Origin of the sequence: Marivita sp. S6314 (assembly GCF_023015985.1) — a bacterium.
Classification (GTDB): Bacteria; Pseudomonadota; Alphaproteobacteria; order Rhodobacterales; family Rhodobacteraceae; genus Marivita.
The window spans coordinates 825,626-849,942 of the sequence record NZ_JALKAO010000001.1 but is presented as its reverse complement, the minus strand read 5'-3'; the positions used below and the strand labels follow the sequence as shown (position 1 = coordinate 849,942).

General features: G+C 61.9%; 21 protein-coding genes. 14 read left to right on the top strand and 7 right to left on the bottom strand.

Annotated features, from left to right (window positions below):
- The first annotated feature begins 15 nt into the window (after nucleotides 1–15).
- On the top strand, nucleotides 16–1,545 hold the full coding sequence (locus tag MWU54_RS04250) for an acyl--CoA ligase (protein ID WP_247080971.1): 1,530 nt from the start codon (nucleotides 16–18) through the stop codon (nucleotides 1,543–1,545).
- 112 nt (nucleotides 1,546–1,657) lie between these two features.
- Complete coding sequence (locus MWU54_RS04245; protein WP_247080970.1) at nucleotides 1,658–2,638, top strand: 2-dehydropantoate 2-reductase; 981 nt, start codon at nucleotides 1,658–1,660, stop codon at nucleotides 2,636–2,638.
- Here MWU54_RS04245 and MWU54_RS04240 read toward each other — a convergent pair.
- The gene (locus MWU54_RS04240; RefSeq protein ID WP_247080969.1) at nucleotides 2,629–2,970 is read right to left on the bottom strand and encodes a RidA family protein; all 342 of its coding nucleotides are present in this window, start codon (nucleotides 2,968–2,970) and stop codon (nucleotides 2,629–2,631) included. The genes MWU54_RS04245 and MWU54_RS04240 overlap by 10 nt on opposite strands.
- A gap of 90 nt (nucleotides 2,971–3,060) precedes the next feature.
- On the opposite strand from MWU54_RS04240, the gene MWU54_RS04235 reads away from it, so the two are divergent.
- The 5 genes from MWU54_RS04235 to MWU54_RS04215 all read left to right on the top strand — a co-directional run bounded on the left by MWU54_RS04235 (nucleotide 3,061) and on the right by MWU54_RS04215 (nucleotide 8,901).
- Nucleotides 3,061–4,842, top strand: coding sequence for an IlvD/Edd family dehydratase (locus MWU54_RS04235; protein WP_247080968.1), 1,782 nt, complete (start codon nucleotides 3,061–3,063; stop codon nucleotides 4,840–4,842).
- A gap of 83 nt (nucleotides 4,843–4,925) precedes the next feature.
- A complete protein-coding gene (locus tag MWU54_RS04230; RefSeq protein WP_247080967.1) occupies nucleotides 4,926–5,657 on the top strand; it encodes an SDR family NAD(P)-dependent oxidoreductase in 732 nt (243 codons plus the stop codon).
- Between the two features lie 67 nt (nucleotides 5,658–5,724).
- Nucleotides 5,725–6,759, top strand: a complete 1,035-nt coding sequence (locus MWU54_RS04225) for a TRAP transporter substrate-binding protein (protein WP_247080966.1) — start codon at nucleotides 5,725–5,727, stop codon at nucleotides 6,757–6,759.
- Nucleotides 6,760–6,856: 97 nt separating this feature from the next.
- Nucleotides 6,857–7,405 (top strand): TRAP transporter small permease subunit, encoded by a 549-nt coding sequence (locus MWU54_RS04220; protein ID WP_247080965.1) that lies wholly within the window; start codon nucleotides 6,857–6,859, stop codon nucleotides 7,403–7,405.
- Entirely contained in the window at nucleotides 7,405–8,901 is a 1,497-nt protein-coding gene (locus tag MWU54_RS04215; RefSeq protein WP_247080964.1) for a TRAP transporter large permease, read from the top strand. Before MWU54_RS04220 ends, MWU54_RS04215 begins: the two co-directional genes overlap by 1 nt.
- Here MWU54_RS04215 and MWU54_RS04210 read toward each other — a convergent pair.
- Nucleotides 8,898–9,731, bottom strand: coding sequence for a MaoC family dehydratase N-terminal domain-containing protein (locus tag MWU54_RS04210; RefSeq protein ID WP_247080963.1), 834 nt, complete (start codon nucleotides 9,729–9,731; stop codon nucleotides 8,898–8,900). The two genes, MWU54_RS04215 and MWU54_RS04210, sit on opposite strands and share 4 nt — an antisense overlap.
- Before the next feature lie 207 nt (nucleotides 9,732–9,938).
- On the opposite strand from MWU54_RS04210, the gene MWU54_RS04205 reads away from it, so the two are divergent.
- Both MWU54_RS04205 and MWU54_RS04200 read left to right on the top strand, forming a co-directional pair.
- Nucleotides 9,939–10,970 (top strand): efflux RND transporter periplasmic adaptor subunit, encoded by a 1,032-nt coding sequence (locus MWU54_RS04205; RefSeq protein ID WP_247080962.1) that lies wholly within the window; start codon nucleotides 9,939–9,941, stop codon nucleotides 10,968–10,970.
- Between the two features lie 8 nt (nucleotides 10,971–10,978).
- Nucleotides 10,979–14,014 (top strand): efflux RND transporter permease subunit, encoded by a 3,036-nt coding sequence (locus tag MWU54_RS04200; RefSeq protein ID WP_247080961.1) that lies wholly within the window; start codon nucleotides 10,979–10,981, stop codon nucleotides 14,012–14,014.
- Here the strand turns inward: MWU54_RS04200 and MWU54_RS04195 are convergent.
- From MWU54_RS04195 to MWU54_RS04175, 5 genes are all read right to left on the bottom strand, one after another.
- On the bottom strand, nucleotides 14,011–15,279 hold the full coding sequence (locus MWU54_RS04195) for an FGGY-family carbohydrate kinase (protein ID WP_247080960.1): 1,269 nt from the start codon (nucleotides 15,277–15,279) through the stop codon (nucleotides 14,011–14,013). The two genes, MWU54_RS04200 and MWU54_RS04195, sit on opposite strands and share 4 nt — an antisense overlap.
- Complete coding sequence (locus MWU54_RS04190) at nucleotides 15,276–16,238, bottom strand: class II aldolase/adducin family protein (RefSeq protein ID WP_247080959.1); 963 nt, start codon at nucleotides 16,236–16,238, stop codon at nucleotides 15,276–15,278. The genes MWU54_RS04195 and MWU54_RS04190 overlap by 4 nt, the downstream gene beginning before the upstream one ends.
- Nucleotides 16,235–17,044 (bottom strand): TIGR01459 family HAD-type hydrolase, encoded by an 810-nt coding sequence (locus MWU54_RS04185; protein WP_247080958.1) that lies wholly within the window; start codon nucleotides 17,042–17,044, stop codon nucleotides 16,235–16,237. Before MWU54_RS04185 ends, MWU54_RS04190 begins: the two co-directional genes overlap by 4 nt.
- A 2-nt stretch (nucleotides 17,045–17,046) precedes the next feature.
- Nucleotides 17,047–17,979: an N-acyl homoserine lactonase family protein gene (locus MWU54_RS04180; protein WP_247080957.1), complete on the bottom strand. Its 933-nt coding sequence runs from the start codon at nucleotides 17,977–17,979 to the stop codon at nucleotides 17,047–17,049.
- A 90-nt stretch (nucleotides 17,980–18,069) separates the two neighbouring features.
- Nucleotides 18,070–18,726, bottom strand: coding sequence for a GntR family transcriptional regulator (locus MWU54_RS04175; protein ID WP_247080956.1), 657 nt, complete (start codon nucleotides 18,724–18,726; stop codon nucleotides 18,070–18,072).
- 147 nt (nucleotides 18,727–18,873) lie between these two features.
- Here MWU54_RS04175 and ugpC point away from each other — a divergent pair, with 147 nt between their 5' ends.
- From ugpC to MWU54_RS04150, 5 genes are read left to right on the top strand one after another with little or no spacing between them, the layout of a single operon-like run.
- Complete coding sequence (gene ugpC, locus MWU54_RS04170) at nucleotides 18,874–19,947, top strand: sn-glycerol-3-phosphate ABC transporter ATP-binding protein UgpC (protein ID WP_247080955.1); 1,074 nt, start codon at nucleotides 18,874–18,876, stop codon at nucleotides 19,945–19,947.
- Nucleotides 19,948–20,001: 54 nt separating this feature from the next.
- Entirely contained in the window at nucleotides 20,002–21,336 is a 1,335-nt protein-coding gene (locus MWU54_RS04165) for an extracellular solute-binding protein (RefSeq protein WP_247080954.1), read from the top strand.
- Between the two features lie 60 nt (nucleotides 21,337–21,396).
- Nucleotides 21,397–22,311, top strand: coding sequence for a sugar ABC transporter permease (locus tag MWU54_RS04160; RefSeq protein WP_247080953.1), 915 nt, complete (start codon nucleotides 21,397–21,399; stop codon nucleotides 22,309–22,311).
- Nucleotides 22,308–23,189 (top strand): carbohydrate ABC transporter permease, encoded by an 882-nt coding sequence (locus MWU54_RS04155; protein WP_247080952.1) that lies wholly within the window; start codon nucleotides 22,308–22,310, stop codon nucleotides 23,187–23,189. The genes MWU54_RS04160 and MWU54_RS04155 overlap by 4 nt, the downstream gene beginning before the upstream one ends.
- The gene (locus tag MWU54_RS04150) at nucleotides 23,189–24,316 is read left to right on the top strand and encodes a Tm-1-like ATP-binding domain-containing protein (RefSeq protein ID WP_247080951.1); all 1,128 of its coding nucleotides are present in this window, start codon (nucleotides 23,189–23,191) and stop codon (nucleotides 24,314–24,316) included. The genes MWU54_RS04155 and MWU54_RS04150 overlap by 1 nt, the downstream gene beginning before the upstream one ends.
- Nucleotide 24,317: the final 1 nt, after the last annotated feature.

Genomic DNA, 24,317 nt, shown 5'->3' with positions numbered 1-24,317 from the left:
AAAGGGACGGAGCGCATGGCGACGAATGTCAAAGCTTTGCTTGAGGGACATGATGCGGACAGTCTGGCGATTGGCGCGCCGGGGCGCGGGTGGCTGACCTATGGCGGGTTGCGCGATTTGTCGGCGGAGGTGCGTGCAAGCCTGCGGGATGTCGGGATCGGTCCGAGTGACCGGGTGGCAATTGTTCTGGCCAACGGGCCGGAGATGGCCTCAGCCTTTGTGACCATCGCGCAGGCGGCGACCACCGCGCCGTTGAACCCGTCTTACCGTGAGGACGAGTACAGGTTTTACATCGAGGATCTGGGGGCGAAGGCGGTTGTGCTGGCGGGCGGCTATGACGGGCCTGCCTTGGCGGCGGCGCAGTCGCTTGGGTTGATGGTGCTGCGGACGGTGGTGGACCCGGATCAGCCCGCCGGGACATTCAAGCTGGTCGCAGATGGCGCGGCGGGGTCGGCCGTGCCTGCCAGTGATCCGACGGATGACGATGTGGCGCTGATCCTGCATACGTCGGGGACAACATCGCGTCCGAAGATCGTGCCTTTGTTGCAGTCCAACGTGGCGGCCTCTGCGCATAACATCGCGGCGTCGTTGAACCTGACAGCGGCGGATCGCTGTCTGAACGTGATGCCGCTGTTTCATATTCACGGGTTGGTTGCCGCGGTGTCGGCGTCCCTGTCGGTGGGCGCGTCGATCTGGTGTGCGCCGGGGTTTGATGCGTTGCGGTTCTTTGGCTGGATGAAGGATGCGCAGCCGACGTGGTACACGGCGGTGCCGACGATGCACCAGGCGATCCTGACACGCGCCAAGCGCAATCAGGATGTGATCGACGCGGTGCCACTGCGGTTCCTGCGGTCGTCCTCGGCATCGCTGCCCGCGCAGGTGATGGAGGCGTTGCAGGAGACGTTCAAGGCCCCGGTGATCGAGGCCTATGGTATGACCGAAGCCGCGCACCAGATGTGTTGCAACCCGTTTGATCGTCAAAAGCCGGGTGCCGTCGGCGTGGCCGCCGGGCCAGAGGTGCGCATTGCCCATGAGGCGGAAAACCAGTTAATCGACGGGACCGGCGAGGTTGTAATCTCGGGGCCCAATGTGACGCCGGGATATGAGAGCAACCCGGAGGCCAATGCCAAGAACTTTTTTGAAGCCGGGGGCCAGCGATGGTTCCGGACGGGGGATCAGGGGGCGTTTGACGCAGACGGGTTCCTGCATCTGACAGGGCGATTGAAAGAAATTATCAATCGCGGCGGCGAGAAAGTCTCGCCGCTGGAGGTGGATGGCGTGTTGCTGGACCATCCGGCGATTGCGCAGGTTGTGACCTTTGCGGTGCCGCATCCCAAGCTGGGCGAAGAGGTGGCCGCGGCGGTGGTATTGGCCGAAGGGTCGGAGGCCTCGGAGCGCGACATCCGCGAGTTCGCCGCCAGCCGCATGGCGGATTTCAAGGTGCCGCGCAAGGTGGTCATCCTGGACGACATCCCGAAAGGGGCGACCGGCAAGATGCAGCGGATCGGGCTGGCCGAGAAGCTGGGGTTGGGGGAGCCTGCGTGACGGTGTGCCGGGCTGAAGCCCGGCCGACGCGTCCAGGCGGGTGATTGCATATTTTTAAAAAGAAGAAACAGGGGACGTGCTTTGGCGGGAGGCCGGGGTGCGAATGTGAACGATGAAGATTTGCGTGTTCGGAGCAGGCGCCATTGGCGGCTATATGGGGGTCAAGCTGGCGCAGGCCGGGGCGGATCTGAGCCTTGTGGCGCGCGGGCCGCATCTGGCGGCGATGCAGGCCAATGGGTTGAAGTTGATCGAAGAGGGTGGGGTCGAGACGGTTGTTGACGTCACCGCTTCGGACAATCCGGCGGATCTGGGTGTGCAGGATTACGTGATTGTCACGCTCAAGGCGCATTCGGTGCCGCCGGTGGTTGAGAAAATGCAGCCGTTGATTGGGCCGAACACCACGATTGTGTCCGGCGTGAACGGGGTGCCGTGGTGGTATTTTCACAAGCTAGGCGGCGATCTGGAAGGCACGCGCCTGGAAAGCGTGGACCCGGGCAATGCGCAATGGGGCGGGTTCGGGCCGGACCGGGTGTTGGGCTGTGTGGTCTACCCGGCGGCGGAAGTCATTGAGCCGGGTGTGGTGAAGCACATCGAGGGCAACCGGTTTTCGCTGGGGGAACCCGACGGATCGAAATCGGACCGCGCGATGGCGTTGTCGAAGGCGTTGTCCTCGGCGGGCTTGAAAGCGCCGGTGCGGCCGCGATTGCGGGACGAGATCTGGGTGAAGCTGTGGGGGAACCTGTCGTTCAACCCGATTTCAGCGCTGACCCATGCGACGTTGGATGTTCTGTGTACCGATCCCGGCACGCGGGGGGTGGCCAAGGGCATGATGGTCGAGGCGCAGGAGATTGCCGAGGCGCTGGGCGTGAAGTTTCCGATTGATGTGGAGCGGCGCATTGATGGCGGGGCGGCTGTTGGGGCGCACCGGACGTCGATGTTGCAGGACCTGGATCAGGGGCGACCGATGGAGATCGATGCTTTGGTTGGGTCCGTGCAGGAACTGGGCCGCATCGTGGGGGTGCCGACACCGACGATTGATACGGTGCTGGCTTTGGTGCAATTGCGGGCGCGGACGGCGGGGCTTTATTCGTAGGCCGCCGTTACGATCACTTCGACCTTGAGCACATCGCGGGCGAGTTTGGCTTCGCCGCAGGCGCGGGCGGGGGCGTGGCCTTCGGGGACCCAGGCGTCCCAGACGGCGTTCATTTCGGCGAAGTATTTCATGTCCGACACCCAGATGATCGCTTGAAGGATCTGTTCACGCGACGATCCGGCCTGTTTGAGCAAGGCATCGACGCGGGCGAGGCAGTCTTCGGTCTGTTCGGTGATCGTCTCACCTGCGCCGACCTGACCGCAGAGGTAGGCGACGCCGTTGTGCTTGACGATCTTGCTCATCCGTTGGCCGGTTTCCATACGCGTGATCATGGGGGGCTCCTCTTGTGATGTTTGCGCTGACACTTGCTGTTTGGTTCCGGATTGTCCAGAACGCTGGGGCAGGTTTGGGGGAGGACAGACATGTCTGATACGCGCGCCAATAAACGGTTCCGGTCGCAGGAATGGTTCGACAATCCGAACAATCCGGGCATGACCGCGCTTTATCTTGAGCGCTATCAGAACCAGTCGTTTACGCAAGGCGAGTTGCAGGCCGACAAGCCGATCATCGGGATTGCCAATACCGGGTCGGATCTTGCGCCGTGTAACAAGATCCACGTGTTCCTGATGGACCGGATCAAGGCGGGTATCCGCGATGGTGGTGGTATTCCGATGGAGTTTCCGGTGCATCCCATTCAGGAGACCGGCAAGCGGCCAACGGCGGCGTTGGACCGGAACCTGGCCTATCTGAGTTTGGTCGAGGTGCTGCATGGCTATCCCATCGACGGGGTGGTGCTGACCACGGGGTGCGACAAGACCACGCCGGCGCAGCTGATGGGCGCGGCGACGGTGGATATTCCGGCGATTGCGCTGAATGGCGGGCCGATGCTCGATGGTTGGTATAAGGGCAAACGGGCCGGATCGGGCACGACAATCTGGGAAGGGCGTCGGATGATGGCGCGCGGCGAGATTGGCTACGAAGAATTCATGGAATTGGCCTGTGCGTCGTCGCCGTCACTGGGGCATTGCAACACGATGGGCACGGCCAGCACGATGAACGCGATGGCTGAGGCGTTGGGAATGACGTTGCCCGGGTCATCGGCGATCCCGGCGCCGTTCCGGGAGCGGATGGCGATGGCCTATGAGACGGGCAAGCGCTGTGTCGAGATGGTGCTGGAGGATTTGAAACCGTCGGACATCCTGACCCGCGAGGCGTTCGAGAACGCAATCGTCGTCAACGGGGCGATTGGCGGGTCGACCAATGCGCCGCCGCATTTGCAGGCGATTGCGCGGCATGCGGGGGTGGACCTCGATGTGACCGATTGGGAGGCGATCGGGTTTGACGTGCCGCTGATGGTGAACATGCAGCCTGCGGGGGAATATCTGGGCGAGAGTTTCTATCGTGCGGGCGGTGTGCCTGCGGTGATGGGCGAGTTGCGCAAGGCGGGGCGGTTGCACGAGGGGGTGAGGACCGCCTCGGGGCGGACAATGGGGGACGTGCTGGCGACGTGGGAAAGCTTGGATCATGATGTGATCACGACCTATGACGCGCCGCTGCGCCAGAACGCGGGGTTCAAGGTTTTGTCGGGGAACCTGTTTGAGAGCGCGTTGATGAAGACCTCGGTGATTTCCGAGGATTTCCGGGCGCGGTTCCTGTCGAAACCCGGTGAGGAAGGCGTGTTCGAGGCGCGCGCCATCGTGTTCGAGGGGCCCGAGGATTACCATGACCGGATCAATGATCCGGACTTGGCGATTGACGATCATTGCATTCTGTTCATTCGGAACGTCGGCTGTGTGGGCTATCCCGGATCGGCCGAAGTGGTGAACATGCAGCCGCCCGATGCGTTGGTGCAGGCGGGGGTCAATCACTTGCCCACGGTGGGCGACGGGCGGCAATCGGGGACGTCGGAAAGCCCGTCGATCCTCAACGCGTCGCCCGAGGCGGTTGTGGGGGGCGGATTGGCCTATCTGCAAACCGGCGACACGGTGCGGTTGGATCTGAATGCGTCGACGCTGAACGCGCTTGTGCCCGAGGCCGAATGGGACGCGCGCAAGGCGGCGTGGACACCGCCGGAGATTGTCAACCAGACGCCCTGGCAGGAGATGTATCGTCAGCATGTGGGGCAGTTGGCGCAGGGCGGCTGTCTGGAACTGGCGACGGCGTATCAGCGGGTCGCGCAATTCTTGCCGCGGGACAATCACTAGGCCGAGGGAGTGGGGGGCGCTGCCCCCGCGCCTTTGGCGCTCCCCCGAGGTATTTGGAAAACAGAGACGACAGGATCGCGCGCATGGGGCAGTCTATCATCATCACCGGGGCCGGAAGCGGTATTGGCAAGGCTTGTGCCGAGGCCTTTCTGGAGGCGGGTTGGCAGGTTGGTCTAATCGGGCGGCGGGCGGAGCCGCTGGAGGCGATTGCGGCGCGGTTCGATGGGGCGCTGGTTCTGCCCTGCGATGTGACCGACGCGGCGGCGGTTGACGCGGCCTTTGACGCGGGGGTGGCGCAGTGGGGGCGCATTGACGCGCTCTTCAACAATGCGGGCATGGCGGTTGTCGGGGCCACGATTGACGAGATCGCGGTGGAGGATTGGCGGCGCTGTCTGGATGTGAACGTGACGGGGAGTTTTATCTGTGCGCGGGCGGCCTTTGCGCGGATGCGGGCGCAGGTGCCGCAGGGCGGGCGGATCATCAATAACGGGTCAATTTCGGCGCATGTGCCGCGCTGGGGGTCGATCCCCTACACCGCGTCGAAACATGCGATCACCGGATTGACGCGGTCGCTGTCTTTGGATGGACGGCCCTTTGACATCGCCTGTGGCCAGATCGACATCGGCAATGCAGAGACCGAGATCGTCGCCAATCTGCGCCAGCAGGCCGAAGCGGCGGGTGAAAAGTTTGATCCGGTGATGGATGTGGCGCATGTGGCGTCGTCGGTGTTGCACATGGCGTCATTGCCGTTGGAGGCGAATGTGCAGTTCATGACCGTGATGGCGACGAAGATGCCCTATATCGGGCGCGGGTAGATTCCGCTTGGATTCGGCGCAAGCTTTGTGCGTTTATGGCGCAAGTCGAATAGGGAGGACATAACTCATGATCAAACGCGCGTTTCTCAAACTCGCCGGAACCACGGCGGTTGCCGCTGTCCTGGCGACAGGGGCGTTGGCGCAGGACGTCACATTGCGGATGCACCAGTTTCTGCCAGCGCAGGCCAATGTGCCCAAGAACGTACTGATCCCCTGGGCGGACCGGGTGATGGAAGCGTCGGGCGGGCGGATCGAGATCCAGCATTTTCCGTCCATGCAGTTGGGGGGGACACCTCCGCAGTTGATTGACCAGGCCATTGATGGCGTGGCGGACATTGTCTGGACCGTTGCCGGGTACACGCCGGGCCGGTTCCCGCGCGCCGAGGTGTTCGAACTGCCGTTCCTGATGACCGATGCGGGCGACATGTCGGCGGCATATTGGGAGCTGGTGGAAGAGCAGATGCTGGATCAGGACTTTGCCGATTTCAAAGTTCTGGGTGTCTGGGTGCATGGCCCCGGTGTGATTCACACCTCCGAGCCTGTGGAAAGCCCGGAGGATCTGAACGGGTTGAAGCTGCGCGCGCCGACGCGGGTGACCAACAAGCTCTTTACCAATCTGGGGGCGACCACGGTGGGCATGCCGGTTCCGGCGATCCCGGAATCGCTGTCCAAGGGGGTGGTCGATGGCGCGGTGATCCCGTGGGAGGTCACGGGCGCGTTGAAGGTCGCGGAACTGGTTGAAAACCATACCGAATTCGAAGGCAACGCGATCTACACCACCACCTTTATCTTTGCGATGAACAAAGAGGCCTACGAGGCGCTGCCGGATGATCTGAAGGCGGCGATTGACAGCCAGTCGGGCGCCGAGTTCAGCCGCATGGCGGGGGCGCAGATGCAGATGGATGACGGCCCGGCGCGCGAAGCGGCGCTGGATGCGGGCAACAACGTCATCACCATCAGCGACGCGGATGCCGGACCCTGGCGCGATGCGGCGGCGGCTACCACGGCCGAGTGGATTGCCGAGATGTCGGAAAAGGGCATCGACGGGGAGGCCCTGATCGCGCGGGCGGCGGAGCTGCTTGAGAAAAACAACACGCAGTAAGGCGTGACAGAGGGTGCCGGGCCTGTGCCCGGCACCGTCGCCAATGTGCGGGGGCACGGGCAACATGCAGATGGCAATTGAGCGCCTTGCGCGCACCATGGCAGTGATGGGAGGCGTCGTGCTGACGTTTCTGGTGATCCTGACATGTGTGTCGGTTTTGGGGCGCGGGTTGAACACGATGGGGCATTCTGACTGGCTTGTCGGGTTGTCCGAGAGCTTTGCGGGCTGGCTGATCGCCGCTGGTGTCGGGCCGGTGACCGGAGATTTCGAGATCGTGGAAGCCGGGATTGCCTTTGCGATTTTTGCGTTTCTGCCGATTTGCCAGCTTTATGGCGGGCATGCGACGGTGGATGTGTTTACCTCGGCGCTGTCGGCCAAAACCAACGCCTGGCTTGCGGCGTTCTGGGATGTGGTGCTGACCTTGGTGATCTTGCTGATCACCTGGCGGCTGACTGCCGGGATGCTGGACAAGATCGGCAATGGAGAGACCACCTTCTTGCTGCAATTCCCGATCTGGTGGGCCTATGCGGCGAGCCTTGCCGCTGCGGTGGTGGCGTCGATCACGGCGCTGTATTGCGCGGTGGGGCGCGTGACATTTGCGGCCACAGGGCGGTCCATCCTGCCTGCATCCGGAGCGGACGCCTGATGAGTATGCTGGAACTGGGCATCTGGTCCTTCCCGATTTTGCTGATTGTGATTTTCCTGCGGGCGCCGATTGGGCTGGCGATGATGCTCTGCGGAATTGGCGGGTTCTGGTTGGCGCTGGGCAGCCCGGATATCGTACTGGCGAAGCTGAAATCCGAGACGTACTCGACCTTTTCCAGCTATTCGCTGTCGATCATTCCGATTTTCCTGCTGATGGGGCAGTTTGCGACGCTGTCGGGCATGTCCTCGGCCTTGTTCAAGGCGGCGGAATCGTGGTTGGGGCACCGTAAGGGCGGGGTTGCGATGGCATCGGTTGGGGCCTGCGCGGGGTTTGGCGCGATTTGTGGATCTTCCCTGGCGACGGCGGCCACAATGAGCCGGGTGGCCTTGCCGGAATTGAAGCGTAACGGATATTCCGGCGGGTTTTCGACGGCGACGCTGGCTGCGGGTGGCACGTTGGGCATTCTGATCCCGCCCTCCGTGATCCTTGTGATCTATGCGATCCTGACCGAACAGAACATCGCCAAGCTGTTCCTGGCGGCCTTTATCCCCGGTATTCTGGCGGCCCTTGGCTATATGTTAACGATTTCACTTTATGTCCGACGGCATCCGGAGGCGGCCGGGCATCGGGAGCCGGTGCCGTATGCGGAGCGCTGGCGCGCGTTGTTTGACGTGTGGCCGGTCTTGTTGGTGTTTGGTCTTGTTGTCGGCGGGATTTACGCCGGTTGGTTCACACCCACGGAAGGGGCCGCTGTGGGTGCGGCAGGAACCGGGTTGATCGCGCTGGCGTCGGGCAATCTTAGCTGGGAGGTGTTCAAACAAAGCATCATCCAGACGGCGGTGAGCACCGCGATGATCTTTTTCATCGTGCTGGGCGCGTCGTTCTATAACGGGTTTCTGGCGCTGACGCAGGTGCCGCAGGAATTGTCGAACTGGGTGCTGGAAATGGGGTTGAGCCCGTTCATGGTGCTGACGCTGATCCTGCTGTTTTACCTGGTGTTTGGCTGCCTGATGGACAGCCTGTCGATGATCCTGCTGACGATCCCGATCTTTTTCCCGGTGATCTCGGTCATGGATTTCGGCTTTGTCGATCTGGCGCTGATGCAGGCGGATGCGGCGCGCGAAGCGTTGGCGGCGGGTATCCCCGAGGGCATGACGCAGGAGATGCTGTCGTCGATCGAGGCGGCGATTGCGTCGGGTGCGGAACTGACGCGCGAGCAGATGCGCGCGCTGGATATCCGGGTGACGCAGGGTATGGCGAACCGGATTGAGGCGGAATGGGTCGCAATCTGGTTCGGGATCCTTGTGCTGATCGTGGTCGAGGTGGGCCTGATCACGCCGCCGGTGGGGATGAACCTGTTCATCATCAACTCGATGGACAAGGACACGCCGATGATGGCGACCTACAAGGCGGTGATCTGGTTTGTGACCTCGGATATTATCCGGGTGATCCTGCTGATGCTGTTCCCGGCGATCACGCTGTTCTGGCTGTACTAATCCGCCCAGCGGATCGTGCCGTGCATGCCCTGATGGCGACCCGGTTTGACGGTGCAGACCGACAGGCTATCGTGGGTTGCGTCGAATCCCATGATCTGCATCGGGTCATCGTGAAACATCGGGTGAACGCCGCGATAGGCGAAGCTGCGGGGGGTGCGACCGGTGTGACGGGCCGCGTGGGCCAGCATCAGCGTGGCCTGCAATGGTCCGTGCACCAGCAGGCCGGGATAGTTCTCAACGTCGCGGGCGTACGACAGGTCATAGTGAATGCGGTGCGCGTTGAAGGTTGCGGCGGAGTAGCGGAACAGCCGGGTGATCGGCATCGGTTCGTCGATGGAGAAAACCGGGCTGTCCGGGACCGGTTTCGGGTTTGGCGGTGAGTAGGACGGCGGGATGTCGAGGTAGACGATGTTGTGCACCTCGGACAGCAGATGGGTGTCGGCGTGATAGACCTCGTGCGCGACGGCGACAAAGACCATGCTGTCGGATTTCCGGTCGATGCTTTGGATGGTTGAGACCTGACGCAGCGGGTCGCCGATGCGGATGGGGGCGTGGAAGGTCAGCGTGCCGCCGGCCCACATGCGCCGTGGATGTGGCACCGGCGGCAGGAAACCGCCCCGGTGCTGGTGGCCATCCGGGGCCAGGTCGGACATCGGCACGGTCGGTGCGAAGGCGGTCCAGTGCCACAGATACGGGGCCGGATCGCCGAGGGCGGGGGCGGGGTGATCCGCTGCGCCGAGCGTGGCCTGCAGCATGTCAGCCTGCAACGGGCTGATCGTGCCGGTGGTGGTTTCGGTTTTGCCGATCCAGTCCCGCATGTCGGTGGTCATGTGAGGGCTCCTTTGGCGTGCTGAAGGATGTCATTCATGCGCTTTTTACGCAGGACAGCGCCCGTTTGCACAGCCGGTTGCAGGGGGTGAACAGGTTTTGCCCTCGAAAACTGAACTGATCGGTTTAAATTGGCACGGAATGTGGTAGTCACCGCGCCAGTCGTGCGCGATCTGCCGACAGGTGCGATGTCCGATTGGAGTGGGATCATGGTTCGTATTCTTGCTGTTCTCTGTGTGCTTTTGGTGCCGGTTCTGGCCACCGCGCAAGAGGCGCGATTGGCGAAAATTATCGAGGTGCAGCAGGTCAACGGGGACCTGACACGGCAGTTCTTTGGGCATGTCGTGGCCAAGGAAACGGTGGATCTAGCATTTCAGGTGGGCGGGCAGATTGTCGAATTGCCGCTGATTGAAGGCAACCGGATCGCCAAGGGCACGGTGGTGGCCCAGCTTGACCTTGAGCCGTTCGAACTGGCGCTGGATCAGGCGCGGGTGCAGCGTGAACAGGCACAAAGGACGCTGGAGCGGTTGCAGAAGCTGCAGGGCAATACGGTCAGCCAGGTGACGGTGGATGACGCCGATACGGCGCTCAAACTGGCGGATATCGCGGTGCGCAATGCCGAGCGGTCGCTGGAGAACGCGACGCTTCTCGCGCCGTTTGACGCCTTGGTGGCAACGCGGAACGTGGCGAATTTTTCAACGATTGCGGCGGGCACACCGATTGCGCGGTTGCATGACATGTCGGATCTGCGGATCGAGATCGACGTGCCCGAGATCCTGTTTCAAACCGCCGGGCGTGACCCGGAGATCGAGCTTTGGGCAGAGTTTCCCACCTCGGACACGCGGTTCACGGTGACGCCGCGCGAATTCAACGCAGAGACGTCGCAGGTCGGTCAGACGTTCCGGATCACGCTGGGCATGACCCCGCCCGACAGCCTTGTGATTTTGCCGGGATCGTCGGTCACGGTCTATGCAAAGCTGGGTGCGCCGGAGCGTGATATCACGATCCCGGCCTCGGCTGTGATTACGGCCAATGACGGGTCCGCGCATGTGATGGTATTTACGCCTGACGGGGCTGAACTTGGCACTGTGCGCCGTCAGCCGGTTGAAATTGAACCCGGTATCCATGGCGAGATTCGCGTTTTGGCCGGGTTGGAGCCGGGGCAGGAAATCGTGGCGAGCGGCGCGACGCAACTGAGTGACCGGGACCGTGTGACGCGGTTCTCGGGCTTTGCGAATTGAGCTCGACCATGAATATTGCACGCGCGTCGATCGACAAGCCGATCCTGACATGGCTGATCATACTGGGGGCCTTGCTGGGCGGGATCTGGGGGTTCTTTTCGCTGGGTCGCCTGGAAGACCCGGCCTTTACCATCAAGTCTGCGGTTGTTGTCACCGAATATCCCGGCGCAAGCGCACAGCAGGTGGCGCGGGAGGTGTCGGAGCCGCTGGAATCCGAGATCCAGAAGATGTCGGAGGTCAAGGAAGTCCGGTCTGTGAACCAACCCGGATTGTCCCGGATCACGGTGGACATGAAGGACCAGTATGACGGCTCAGAGCTTCCCGAGATCTGGACCAAGCTGCGCAACCGGGTGACGGCGGCGCGATTGCCCGCGGGGGCAAAGCCGCCCTTTGTGAATGACGGGTTCGGGGATGTGTTCGGCATTTACTATGCGGTCACCGCGCCGGGCTACACCGATGCCGAAATCAACAGTCTGGCGACGTTTCTGAGGCGCGAATTGCTGACGGTGCCGGGGGTTGCGGATGTGAGCCTGTCGGGGGTGCCCAACGAGGTCATCTATGTGGAGCCGAACCTTGTTCTGAGCACCAACCTGAACGTGCCGCCGCTGGCGGTGCAAAGCGCGCTGGCCAATGCCAATTCGGTTGTTGATGGCGGGTCGTTGCAGAGCGTTGAGGGACGCACGCTGATCCAGGGGCCGGAGGGCAACGACACGGTGCAGGAGATCGCGGGTCTGACGGTGGGCGTCGGGGGCGAGATCCTCAACCTGTTTGATTTTGCGTCTGTGACACGGGCGCGGGATGCGACGCCGGACCTGATGATCCGGTATAACGGCGTGGAAGCCTTTACTCTTGGGGTGGCCGGGATCGGGTCGGAGAACATTGTCGACGTGGGCAAACGGGCGGATGCAAAGCTGGATGCTCTTGCGCCGCAGATCCCGTTGGGTGTCGGTTTGCATCCGATCTACCAGCAGCATGTGGTGGTCGAGCAGGCGTCCAACGATTTCCTTGTGAACCTCGCGATTTCGGTGTCCATCGTGGTGATCGTTCTGGCGGTGTTCATGGGCTGGCGCGCGGCGTTGGTTGTGGGCACGACGCTCTTGTTGACGGTTGTGGGCACGCTGTTTTTCATGGCGATCTTTTCGATCGAGATGGAGCGGATTTCCCTTGGCGCGCTGATCATTGCGATGGGGATGCTGGTCGACAATGCCATTGTGGTGGCCGAGGGCATGCAGATTTCGATGCGGCGCGGGAAGGCTTCGCGCGAGGCGGCGGATGAAGCGGCCAGCAAGACGCAGGTGCCATTGCTGGGTGCGACGGTCATCGGGATCATGGCCTTTGCCGGGATCGGGCTGAGCCCGGATGCCACGGGCGAATTCCTGTTTTCGCTGTTCGCGGTGATCGCGATTTCGCTGCTGTTGTCCTGGGTTCTGGCGCTGACGGTGACGCCGCTTCTGGGGCATTACTTTTTCAAGCAGGGGGCCGGGGGCGCGGATGATGCCTATGGCGGGCTGATGTTCCGTCTGTATGCCCAGAGCTTGCGCGCGGCGCTGAAGGCGTGGTGGCTTGTGATCCTGGGATTGGTGGGCGTGACCGTGGTGTGTTTCATGCTGTTTGGTCAGATCAAGCAGCAGTTCTTTCCAGACAGCAACACGCCGCTGTTCTTTGTTCATTACAAGCTGGAGCAGGGCGCGTCGATCCAGCAGACCTCGCGCGATCTGGCGGTGCTGGAAGACTGGTTGCTGGCGCGGGAGGATGTCGTGTCTTCGACCGCGTTTGTCGGGCAGGGCGCGGACCGGTTCATGCTGACCTATCAGGCGGAAGACCCCAATCCGAGCTATGGCCACATCATCGTGCGCACCGAAACGATCAACGAGATTGCGCCGCTGATTGCCGACCTTGAGACATTTGCCGCCAGCACCCTACCGCAGGGGGAATTCCGCGCCAAGCGGCTGGCGTTCGGGCCGGGCGGCGGGGATCCGATTCAGGCGCGGTTCTCGGGGCCCGACCCGGAGGTGCTGCGCGATCTGGCGGATGAGGCGATGGCGCGGTTGTTGGCGGCGTCCGACAATATCGTGGCCCCGCGCATCGACTGGCGCGAACAGGAACAGGTGCTGCGCCCGGTTTATGCGACCGACCGCGCACAGGAGGCCGGCATCACGCGCGACGACATCACCATGACGCTGCGCTTTGCGACGGAAGGGATTGATGCGGGCGTGTACCGCGAAGGCGAGCGGCAGATCCCGATTGTGCTGCGCACCGCACCGGATGCGGGTTTGGCGCTGACGGATCACGTTGTGTATTCGCAGAACGCGCAGAGTTTCCTGCCCTTTGACCAGGTGACGGACGGGTTGACCTTTGATCCGCAGAACACGTTGCTGATGCGCCGGGACCGGTTGCTGACCATCACCGTGGGTGCAGATATCGTCAAAGGGATGACCGCCGCACAGGTGCAGGCCGAGGTGCTGGAGGCGATTGAAAACATGCCGTTGCCGCCGGGGTACAAGATGGAATGGGGCGGAGAGCTGGAAAGCTCGTCCGATGCACAGGCCAGCCTTGCGCAGCAATTGCCGTTGAGCCTGATCATCATGATCCTGATCTCTGTGCTTCTGTTCAACGCGTTGCGGCAGCCGTTGATCATCTGGCTGTTGGTGCCGATGTCGGTGAACGGGGTCAGTCTTGCACTGTTGGGTGTTGGCGCACCGTTTACCTTTACAGCGCTGCTGGGGCTGTTGTCGCTTTCGGGGATGCTGATCAAGAACGGGATCGTGCTGGTGGAAGAGATCGACATCGTGCGCGCCGAGAAACCGAAGCAATCGCTGGTGGATTCAATCGTTGAGGCGTCAACATCGCGCTTGCGGCCGGTGGTCCTGGCGGCGGCGACGACCATTCTGGGGATGTTGCCCCTGATCTGGGACGCGTTCTTTCAGTCGATGGCGATCACCATCATGGGGGGCTTGGCGTTTGCGTCCATCCTGACCTTGGTGGCCGCGCCGGTATTCTACTATGCGTTCTTCATGCGCAGCGCGCGCGTGGCAGCGGCCTAGGCGGATGCGTTTGCGTGGCTGGCACAGAGCAGAGCCAGCCCGACCGAGGCTTCGGTGTTGTGCGACACCGTGATCGGGTAAGGGATATGCCTTTGCCGGATTGCCCGCCACGCATCGTTGCGTGCACCGCCCCCCGCTGACAGGATCCGCGTGATCGGCGGCGCGCCAAGGTCGCGCAGGGCGTCATAGCATTGGGCTTCGATCCGGGTGATCCCTTCGAACAGGCCCTGCAGGAACAGAACGTCGTCCTGCGGGCGCGGTGTGAGGCTTGGTTCGAGATCCGGGTCAGCTATGGGAAAGCGCTCACCCTTTCGCGGCAGGGGGTAATAGGTCAGCCCGGTGTCGGTGGTGGGATCCATCCTGGCGCTGAGGGTGGTCATCTCGTCCGGGGTGAAATGCGCCAGCAACGCGCCGCCCCCGGTGTTGGAGGCGCCGCCCACCAGCCACATGGCGCCCAGTTTATGGCTGTAGATGCCGCGTGCGGGATCGTCGATGCGTCGGTCGCTGAGCATCTTGATCGCCAGCGTCGTGCCAAAGGACGTGACCACATCGCCGATAGTGTCGGCCCCGGCGGCCAGAAACGCCGCGATGCTGTCGGTGGTGCCGACCCGGAGGATCAGTTCGGGGGCAAAGCCGAACTCTTGCGCGATGGCGGGGTCGACCTGGCCAATGGCGGTCCCAACCGGGTGTACGTCTGGCAGCAGCTCTGTTCTGAGGCCGGTTCTGGCGAACCAGTCGGGCCAGCATGTGTTGACCACATCATAGCCCGTTTTCAGGCAGTTGTTTTCATCCGAATGCCCGGCGCGGCCCGCGAGTTTGGCGAGGATGAAATCGGCCTGATGGCACAGGTGCGTGGCCGTGTGTGCGCTGTCTTGCGATTGCAGGCGCAAGGCCCGGCCCAGGGCAGAGGCGCTTCCTCGGGTGATGTGATCCGGGGGGGCGCAGTCCGCGATCACCTGTGCCTCGGCATCAAAGCCATTGGAATTGTACATCAGCGGCGCGGTCACGGGATTCAGCGCGGCATCCACCAAGACCATGGTGCCGGAGGTGCCGCCCACTGCCGCGCTCCGGATGGCGCGCATGGCGTCGGGGCCGATGTCGGTGCGCAGGGCGTGCAACCCGTCCGATACGGCCTGCCACCACCCCTGTGCGGAGGCGTCGGGGTAGGGCGCGCGCGCCATGCCGATCACTTTGCCCTGCGCGTCCGTGGCGGCGCACCGGATGCCGGAGGTTCCAAGATCAACGCCAAGAAACAAGGCCGTCATGGCGTGCCTTTGGCCGCCAAAGCCTGACGGTATTTTTCGGCGTCCCAGTCAAGCAATTCGGCCTCTGCGCCGGGGCCAATGGGCGTGGCGTCCCAATCTGCGGGCAAGCGCGTCAGTACGTCGGCAAGGCAACGCAACATGGCCGTTTGCGAGGACGTGGCATCGGTGCGAAGCGCTGCGCCGATGCCTTGCACCAGACAGGCGGGGGCGGTGGGCGTTGTCGGCAGGGCGGGCCCAAGGAAGACGACATGATCGGGATAGTACGATCCGGCTTGCGCGAGCGTGGTCAGCCGGGGGGTGGTGGCCAGAACCGTCGCAGCTGCATCCCACGCGTAGCCGTCGGGCGGGTCGGCCCGCGGGGCGGGGTTTGGCGGCACCTGCGCGGGCAGGGCGAGCCGGTCTTCGACCACGGCGATCAGGTCGGACACGGCCTGTACCGAGGGGCCCGCGCAGACCAGCCCGTGGTTTTCGAGGATGATCACCTGAACGTCCGCCGTCAGGCGCTCGATGATGGCGCTTGTCAGGGGCAGGCCGGGTTTGCGGTAGGGGACGAAGATGACCGGCAGGTCTTTCAGCTTTTGCGCCGCCAATGTGCGGCCCTGGGGCGAGATCGCGTGGACCAATGTGGCGACGGAATGGGTGTGCGCCACCACAGGCCAATCGAGCAACGCATGAAAGGTGGTTTCGATCGACGGGCGCAGGGTAATGGCGGGGTCAAGCACGGTGGCTTTACAAGTGCCATCGCCTGCGCCGTGGGCTTCGGCCCTTGCTTTTTCGCGGCTAACGGCGACGAAAATGTCCTTGCGCGTCGCGTCGGCCAGTTCGGTGCCGGAGGCCTTGATCCACATGACGCCGTCGCGCTTGATCGACGTGTTGCCGCCGGGGCCCTGAACCTGAAGCGGGTCGCTGCCCAAGCGGGCGCTGAGGGCGCGGAAATCCGGGGGTGGGGCATGTGTCATTTCAGAGTGTCCAGCGTATAGGTCGGCGGTGCGATGTCGCAGAACAGGTTGCCCGATGATCCGGCATGCAGACCGCCGCTGATAAACAGGCTGGACCAGCCAGCGGTGTGCGCGCCCGCGATGTCGTGTTCCGGGCTGTCGCCAACCATTAGAATTTTTTTAGGGTTTTTGATGTTGAGTGTGCGTTGAAGGGCATCGAACACGGGCAAATGCGGCTTGCCATAGAACGTGACGGTGCCGCCTTTGTCGCGGAACGCATGGGCGGGTGTTCCGGGCGATATCACGGTTTTTCCGTCTGCGCGTGGCGCGGCGCGGTCGGGATTGCTACACAGAACGGGCAGGTCGTGCGCCAATGCGTGATCAAGGGCGGCATGGGCGGCGGTGTGGTCGCCATGATCGGGCAGGCCCATGAGCAGGATGGCGTCGGCCTTGGCGATATCGGGGCTAAACGTGACCGTCAGGTCTCCGGCCCAGATGTGCGCATCCTCTTGCGAGGCGGTGATCGGGAACAGCGTCAGGCCAGTCTGGCGCGCGTGCAGGTCTTGCCAGGCCGCCTCGCCAGAGGTCATGACCTGCACAAAGGTGCCCGGTTCGAACCCCATGGCGGTGATCCGTTGGAGGTTTAGATCGGCGCGCTTGCCGGAATTGGACAGGACGGCCAGCTGACACCTGGTCTGGCGCAGGCGATCAAGCGCTTGGATCGCGTGCGGATAGGGTGACGTGCCGTTGTGCAGCACGCCAAACTGGTCAAAGACGATGGCATCAAACTGGTCCGCGACCGTGAGGATGCTGTCGATCACCTGCATTGTCAGGTGGGGTCCGGCGTGGGCGGCACGAGGCTTGCGATGTAGGCTTCGGCCTCGTCCTTGGTGAGGGCGGGGGCGGATTTGCCAACGCTGCCAGCGGGCATGTCGCCAAAGTAGAACTGGTAGCCGGGGATCACCTGACGGCGTTTGCGCAGGGGCATGCCGTCATAGGGGAAGACGTCAGAGCGGGCATTGGCCACCTTGTCATGGCAGGCCAGGATGTAGTCGGCGCGTTTGTCGAGCTCTTCGACGGATTTCCAGCCGTCGTAGCTGTTCACGAAACGGGCGGGCACCCAGTAGCGCCAGCCTTCGTCGGGGTTGGGCTCCATGTTGCGTTCCTGAAAGATCGCGTCGCCCGCAACCACGATGTCACCTGCGCTGGTGGCGACGGACACCGCCATGTGGCCGACCGAATGGCCCGGCGTGTGGAACATGGTGATGCCGGGCAGAACCTCGCATTCGTCGTCCACCGCTTCGAACACGCATCCGGAATAGGCCGGATCAATGCCCAGATAGCCGCTTTCATAGGTGCGGTAGTAGAGCGGCAGCGGATTGAACGCCATTTCGATTTCGGCCTTGGGCGCGATGTAGCGGGCGTTCTTGAATTCCTTCATGTTCTGCACGTGGTCCCAGTGCAGGTGGGTGAACACGATGGCGTCGATTTCATCGGGGTGCACGCCGAGTTTCTGTTCAAGATGCTCGTGCACCTGCAGGCAGCCGCGCTTGTCGCATTTGTGGTGGTACTTGGTGGCGCGCTCTTCGTCACACAGGCCGGTGTCGATCAGGATCTTGTGCTCACCGGTGTCGACATAATGGCAATACACCGGGTTCCAGATCTTCTGTCCGGCGGGGCCTTTCCAGAAGATATACGTGCCGAGGTCGGCTTCGAGCCAGCCGGTGTTGATTGGATAGATCTTGGTTTCTGCAACGCCCATCGGGTCCTCCACATGCGAGTCGCAACTTTTGTATACATAAATTGCGACATGTCTACATAATGGGATGATTTTTCCGGAGGCGCCAGCGAATTAGCCGTTTACAGCCAAGACTTGCATGAAGCTTTCGGTCATGTGCTTGCGCATGCCGTCCACCGCGGTTTGCGAGTCTCCGGAAAAAATCTTGGCCAGCAGATCGACATGGTTGTCCACGGAATTGACCAGATCCTGCTGAGTCTGAAGCTTTTTCGCGCGGAACGGGCCGGTCTTGCGGCGGAAGTCGGAGGCGAGTTCGTAGATGAACGGATTTTCGGTCGCGCGGTAGATGGCCATATGCAGCGCTTCGTTGGCCTTGATGTAGCGCAGGCGGTTGTTTTCCGCCGCAGCCGCGGCGCATTCGGCCTGGGCGGCCTCGATCTCGGAGCGGGCAAGAAGGGTCAGGCGCTGGTTGGCGAGCCGGGCACAGATGCTTTCAATTTCTTGCATGGCTTCAAACATTTGCGCGAGTTTTTCGCGCGAATACGTGGCCACGCGCACACCGCGTTTTTCGCCTGCAACCAACACGCCTTGCGCGGTCAGGCGATTGAGCGCTTCGCGGACGGGCGTGCGCGAGACACCGAAGCGGTCGGCGAGTTTGACCTCGTCAAGACGTTCGCCCGGTTCGAGTTGTCCTGCCGCGATATCATCCAGCAATTCGCTTTCGATTCTATGGCTCGACGATTCGCGGGGTGTACCGGTGGGGCGATCCATATGGGCAGTCCTGACATTCCTATTCTGAGCCTGTCTCTATCATGGAAATTCGATGAAATCCATCAAAAGCCAGATTATGGATATTTTTTGTTGCGTTTGTATACAAAGTGCTGTTCCTTGCTTCGGAAGTAGGGGAGTGAACCGTCCATGCCTGAAATACGTCTGCAAAACCTGCGCAAGGATTACGGCGCGGTGACGGTGATCGAGAACCTGAATCTCGAGATGGCGGAGGGAGAGTTTACGGTTCTTGTCGGGCCGTCGGGTTGTGGCAAGTCAACGACGCTGCGGATGATCGCGGGGCTGGAAAGCGTGACCGGTGGGGAAATCCTGATCGGGGATCGGGATGTGTCGCGGCTGGAGCCCAAGGAACGTGACCTTGCGATGGTGTTTCAGGATTACGCGCTCTACCCGCATATGAACGTGGCCAAGAACATGTCGTTTGCGCTGCGGCTGGCGCGGATGAACAAGGCGGACATCGAAAAGCGCGTGAAGGACGTGGCGGCGACGCTGGACCTGACCGCCTATCTGGATCGCAAACCTGCGGAACTGTCTGGCGGGCAGCGTCAGCGCGTTGCAATGGGACGGGCGTTGGTGCGCGATGCGGGCACGTTTTTGTTTGACGAACCGCTGTCCAATCTGGATGCCAAGCTGCGCGGCCAGATGCGGGCAGAGCTTGCACTGATGTCGCAGCGGATCAAGAAGAACATGATCTACGTGACCCATGATCAGGTCGAGGCGATGACGCTGGGCGACAAGATCGTGGTGATGAAGTTCGGCGAAATCATGCAGGCGGGCACGCCCGAAGAGCTGTATCGCAGCCCGGCGAACAAGTTCGTGGCGGGCTTTATCGGGTCCCCCACGATGAATTTTCTGGACGCGGAATTGCGCGAAGAGGGCGGCGTGTTGTCTGCAACCGGCGACGGGTTTTCGATCCCCTTGCCGGAGGCGCGCAAGGCGCAGTTGCAGGCGCATAGGGACCGACAGGTGCATCTGGGCATTCGCCCGTCGAGCTTTAGCGAAGGGTCGGGGGGGATCGCGATGCCGATTATCCTGTCCGAATATATCGGCGCGCAGTCGGTTCTGATTTCCGAAATCGGCCGCCAGCGCGTGGCGATTGAGGTGAATACCGTGGTCCCGATCAAATCCGGGGAAACACGGGAATTCACTGTTCAGGGGGATGAAGTGCATCTCTTTGATCCAAAGACCGAAGCCGCGCTGTAACGGCGGTTTGAACACGGGCGGCACCACAAGCCCACAAACATCTGGGAGGATGACATGACATCACACACCACAAAGGTCTGGTCTGCTGCTGCGGCGGTTGCCCTGACATTCACGGCGGGTGCGGCCTTGGCCAACCCCTATGCGGAGTATGAAGGCACGACGCTTGTCGTGAACTTCCCGGCGCACCCGCATTACAACGCGGCGATCGAGGTTCTGGACCAGTTCACGGAGCAGACCGGGATCGAGGTTGAGGTGGACCAGCTTCAGTACCTGAAAATGCGCGAGCGTCAGACGCTGGAATTGACCAAGGATGAGGGCGATTATGATCTGATCGCTTACGTGGTCTTTTCCAAGGCGGATTACGTTTATGCCGACCAGTTGGAGAACCTTGCCAAGTACTTCATGAACCCGAAACTGGCGGATCCGAACTACGATCAGGCGGATTTGATTGACGGCTATGTCCAGAACATCGGCGTTGCCGGTGGTCAGAAGGGCTATCTGCCGGGTCAGCTTGGGTCGGCCTTTGGTATCCCGTTCGGGTCCGAGACATCGGTGCTCGCGTATCGCAAGGACATCTTTGAAAAGCACGGCATTGATGTGCCGATGAACTATGACCAGTTGCTGGATGCGGCCTGCAAGATCCCCGAAGTTGAACCGGGCATGGGTGGGATGGCCTCGCGCGCGGCGTCTGGCCATCAGGCGAGCCACGCGTTCCTGTTGCACCTGGCCCCGTTGGGCGGACGCGTGTTCGACGACAATTGGGAGCCGATCATCAACAACGAAGCCGGTGTTGCAGCCGCTGAAGCGTTGAAGACCATTGTCGATTGCGGCCCGGAAGGCAGCACGACCTTTGGCCCAGCCGAAGCGGCGGCGGCGTTCAAGCAGGGTCAAGCGGCGATGTTCATGGACTCGATTGCCTTTGCCGCCGGGTTTGAAGACCCAAGCCAGTCCACCGTGGCCGGTAAGGTGGGATATGCGTTGCACCCCGAAGGTGTGCGTCGCGGCAGCCAAACTGGTGGTTTCGGGATCGCCATTCCGAAGAACGCGCAGAACAAGGAAGCGGCGTTCTTGTTGATGCAGTGGCTGACGTCGAAAGAGGGTGATCTGGCGGTCGCAATGGCAGGGGGCAACCCAAGCCGGTTCTCGACCTATGAGAACGCCGAACTGAATGCGAAATACCCTTATTCGGCCACCTTTGGTGAAGCGCTGAAATATGCTGATCCGGACTGGCGTCCGATCATCCCGACATGGGGTAAGATCAACGCCGATATCGGTACAACGCTGAGCCAGGTTCTGACCGAAGGTCTGGACATTCAGGAAGCGCTGGACGGTGTGGCAGAGCGGGCGCGCGCGACCATGGACGAGGCGGGTTACTACACCTGGCAGTAACCTCTCTCTCCCCGACCGGATCCCATCCCGGTCGGGGGCATTCCCTGAAAGGCCTAAGTCATGTCTGTAGCGCGCGCCGCCCGTTTGACACCGTACATGTTCCTTGCACCCGCTGCTTTGGTGCTGGCCGTCGCGCTGTTTTATCCGATTTGTTATATGATTTACGCCAGTTTCCTGGACTGGAACCCCAGCCAGCGGATTGGGGAGGCCGAGTTTGTCGGCCTGCGGAATTACATCAAACTGTTTGGCGATCCGAATTTTCGCGAAAGCCTTTGGGTGACGCTGAAATTCGCGGGCATCGTTGTGACGCTGGAGATGTTTATCGGTGTGGGACTGGCGCTTTTGCTGGATCGCAACATTCGCGGCATGTCGGTGTTGCGGACGCTGTTCATTCTGCCGATGATGATCGCGCCCATCGTTGTGGGTTTGATGTGGCGCTACATGTACCATCCGACGGTTGGGATTTTTAACAAGACACTGACCAATCTGGGGTTCGACACGATCCCGTGGCTGTCGGACGGCAATTGGGCCTTTGCGTCTGTGATCATCGCGGATGTGTGGCAGTGGACGCCGTTCATTTTCATCCTGTCGCTGGCGGCGTTGCAGTCTTTGCCATCCTCGGCCATCGAGGCGAGCAAGATCGACGGCGCGACCGGCTGGCAGCAGATCATCTATATCAAGCTGCCGCTGATGCTGCCGGTTCTGATCGTGACGTTGCTTCTGCGGCTGATCGACAGTTTCAAGGTGCTTGAGGTGATCCTTGTGATGACCAATGGCGGGCCGGGGCTGTCGACCGAAATCCTGTCGCTCAGGATCAACCGCACCGCGTCGGAGTTTCGGGAACTGGGCGAGGCGGCGGCGATGTCGAACCTTTTGCTGATCGTGTTGCTGATCCTGACGTTTGCGATGTTCATCTACAACAAGGCCCAAGACGCCCGCGCCGCCCGGTTGCGCGCGGTGGAGGAAGAGGCATGAGCGGTCCGTCGAACAAGACCTACGACAAGCAGAACCCTGCATTTTACGCGCTGCTCGTGGCGTTGGTGCTGATGGCCGTTGGCCCGATTTACCTGATGTTGGTCACATCGCTGAAGCTGAACGTGGACATCATGTCCGACACATCGCGGCTGTTTTTCATGCCGACGCTGCGGAATTACGAGACCGCGTTGTGCGATTTCCTGTGGTACGAGCCGGAACATATCCGGCGGTGTGATCCGACCTTTGGGCGGGCGCTGACCAATTCGCTGATCATCGGTCTGATCTCGACCGCGATCACCTTGGTGATTGGCACGATGGCGGCCTATGCGCTGGTGCGGTTCCGGTTCATGGGGCGCGATGTGGTGTCGATCTGGACGCTGATGATGCGGATGGTGCCGCCTGCGGTTTTGCTGGTGCCGGTGTTCGGTATCTGGACGTTCCAGTTCGGCATCGACGGGTCGCGGGGCGGGATCATCCTTGTCTATGTCGCGCTGAACCTGCCGTTTGTGATCTGGATCTTGCAGTCGTTTATCGTGCAGGTGCCGATCCAGCTGGAAGAGGCCGCGCGCATGGATGGGGCCGGGCCGTTTCAGGTGTTCTTCCTCGTGGTGTTGCCGCTGATCAAACCGGGGATTGCCGCCGCGTCGATCTTTACCTTCCGCGTGGCGTGGAACGAATTTCTGCTGGCGAATGCTTTGTCGGATCGCAACAGCCGAACGGTGCCGGTGACGATTGTGAACTCGCTGACCGAGTTTGATATCGATTGGGGGGTGATCATGGCGACGGGGATGCTGTTGGCCATTCCGCCGATCATCTTCACCTTTGTCGCCAGCCGTCAGATCATCACCGGCATGACCGCAGGAGCTGTCAAAGGCTGATGTCTGTTCTGCTGCTGGCCACCTTCGACACCAAACGGGACGAGACCGAGTACCTGATTGCGGCGATGGAGCAGGCCGGGCTGAGGGTGCGCAAATGCGATATCTCGCTGCACGCCGAGGGCGCGCAATGGTCGCCCAAGGACAAGGTGTCGGGCATGCAACGCGCCGCCGATCGGGCGATTGCCGAGATTGCGAAATCCGCGCTGGACGGGCCACGGCTGGTGGTGGCGATGGGCGGCGGAACCGGCGGGCAGATCGCGCTGCGGGTGCTGCAATCCTTGCCGGCGATGATGCCGAAACTGCTGGTCACAACGCTGCCGTTTGATCCGCGCTACGTGATTGCCGACAATTCGATTGTGCTGGTGCCGACCATTGCCGATCTGTGCGGGCTGAATGCCACGACGCGCGACGCCTTGGACCGTGCTGCGGCCATTGCAGCGGGCTTGCGCCATTCACTGCCGCCCGATGGTGACAGGCCGTTGACGCCGTCAATTGGTGTGACGGCGCTGGGCGTGACCGGGCCGGGGACGGACGCGTTGCGCGACCGGTTGCAGGCGCAGGGGCATGAGGTGACGGTGTTTCACGCCAACGGGTTCGGCGGCGCGGCCTTTGCCCGCTGGGCCAAGATCGGCGCGTTCCAGTCGGTGATCGATTATACCCCACACGAATTGACGCGCTGTTACGTGGCCGGGGTGCATGCCGAAATGCCCGGGCGCTTTACCGCGATGGGGCATCTGCCGCGTGTCGTGGTGCCGGGGGGCGTGAATTTCATCGGCGTGGGCGAAGCGCCCCTGATGCCCGATGACTATCACACACGCCCGCATTACGCGCATTCGCCGCTCTTCACCCATGTGCAGTGCACGGAAGACGAAATCGGTCTTTGCGCCAATATCCTTGGCGAGGCGCTGGCCGCTGCGACGGCTCCAACGCGCGTTCTGATCCCGATGGGTGGGTTTTCCTCCGAGGATCGCCCCGGCGGGGCGATTGAGCATCCCGGACTGCGTTCGGCGTTTGCCGACACCCTGGAACACCATGTGCCGGTGACCCGGCTTGACGGACATATCAACGACACTTCGGTTGCGCATGCTGCGGTAGACGCGCTGGCCGAGATTACAAAGGACATCTGAC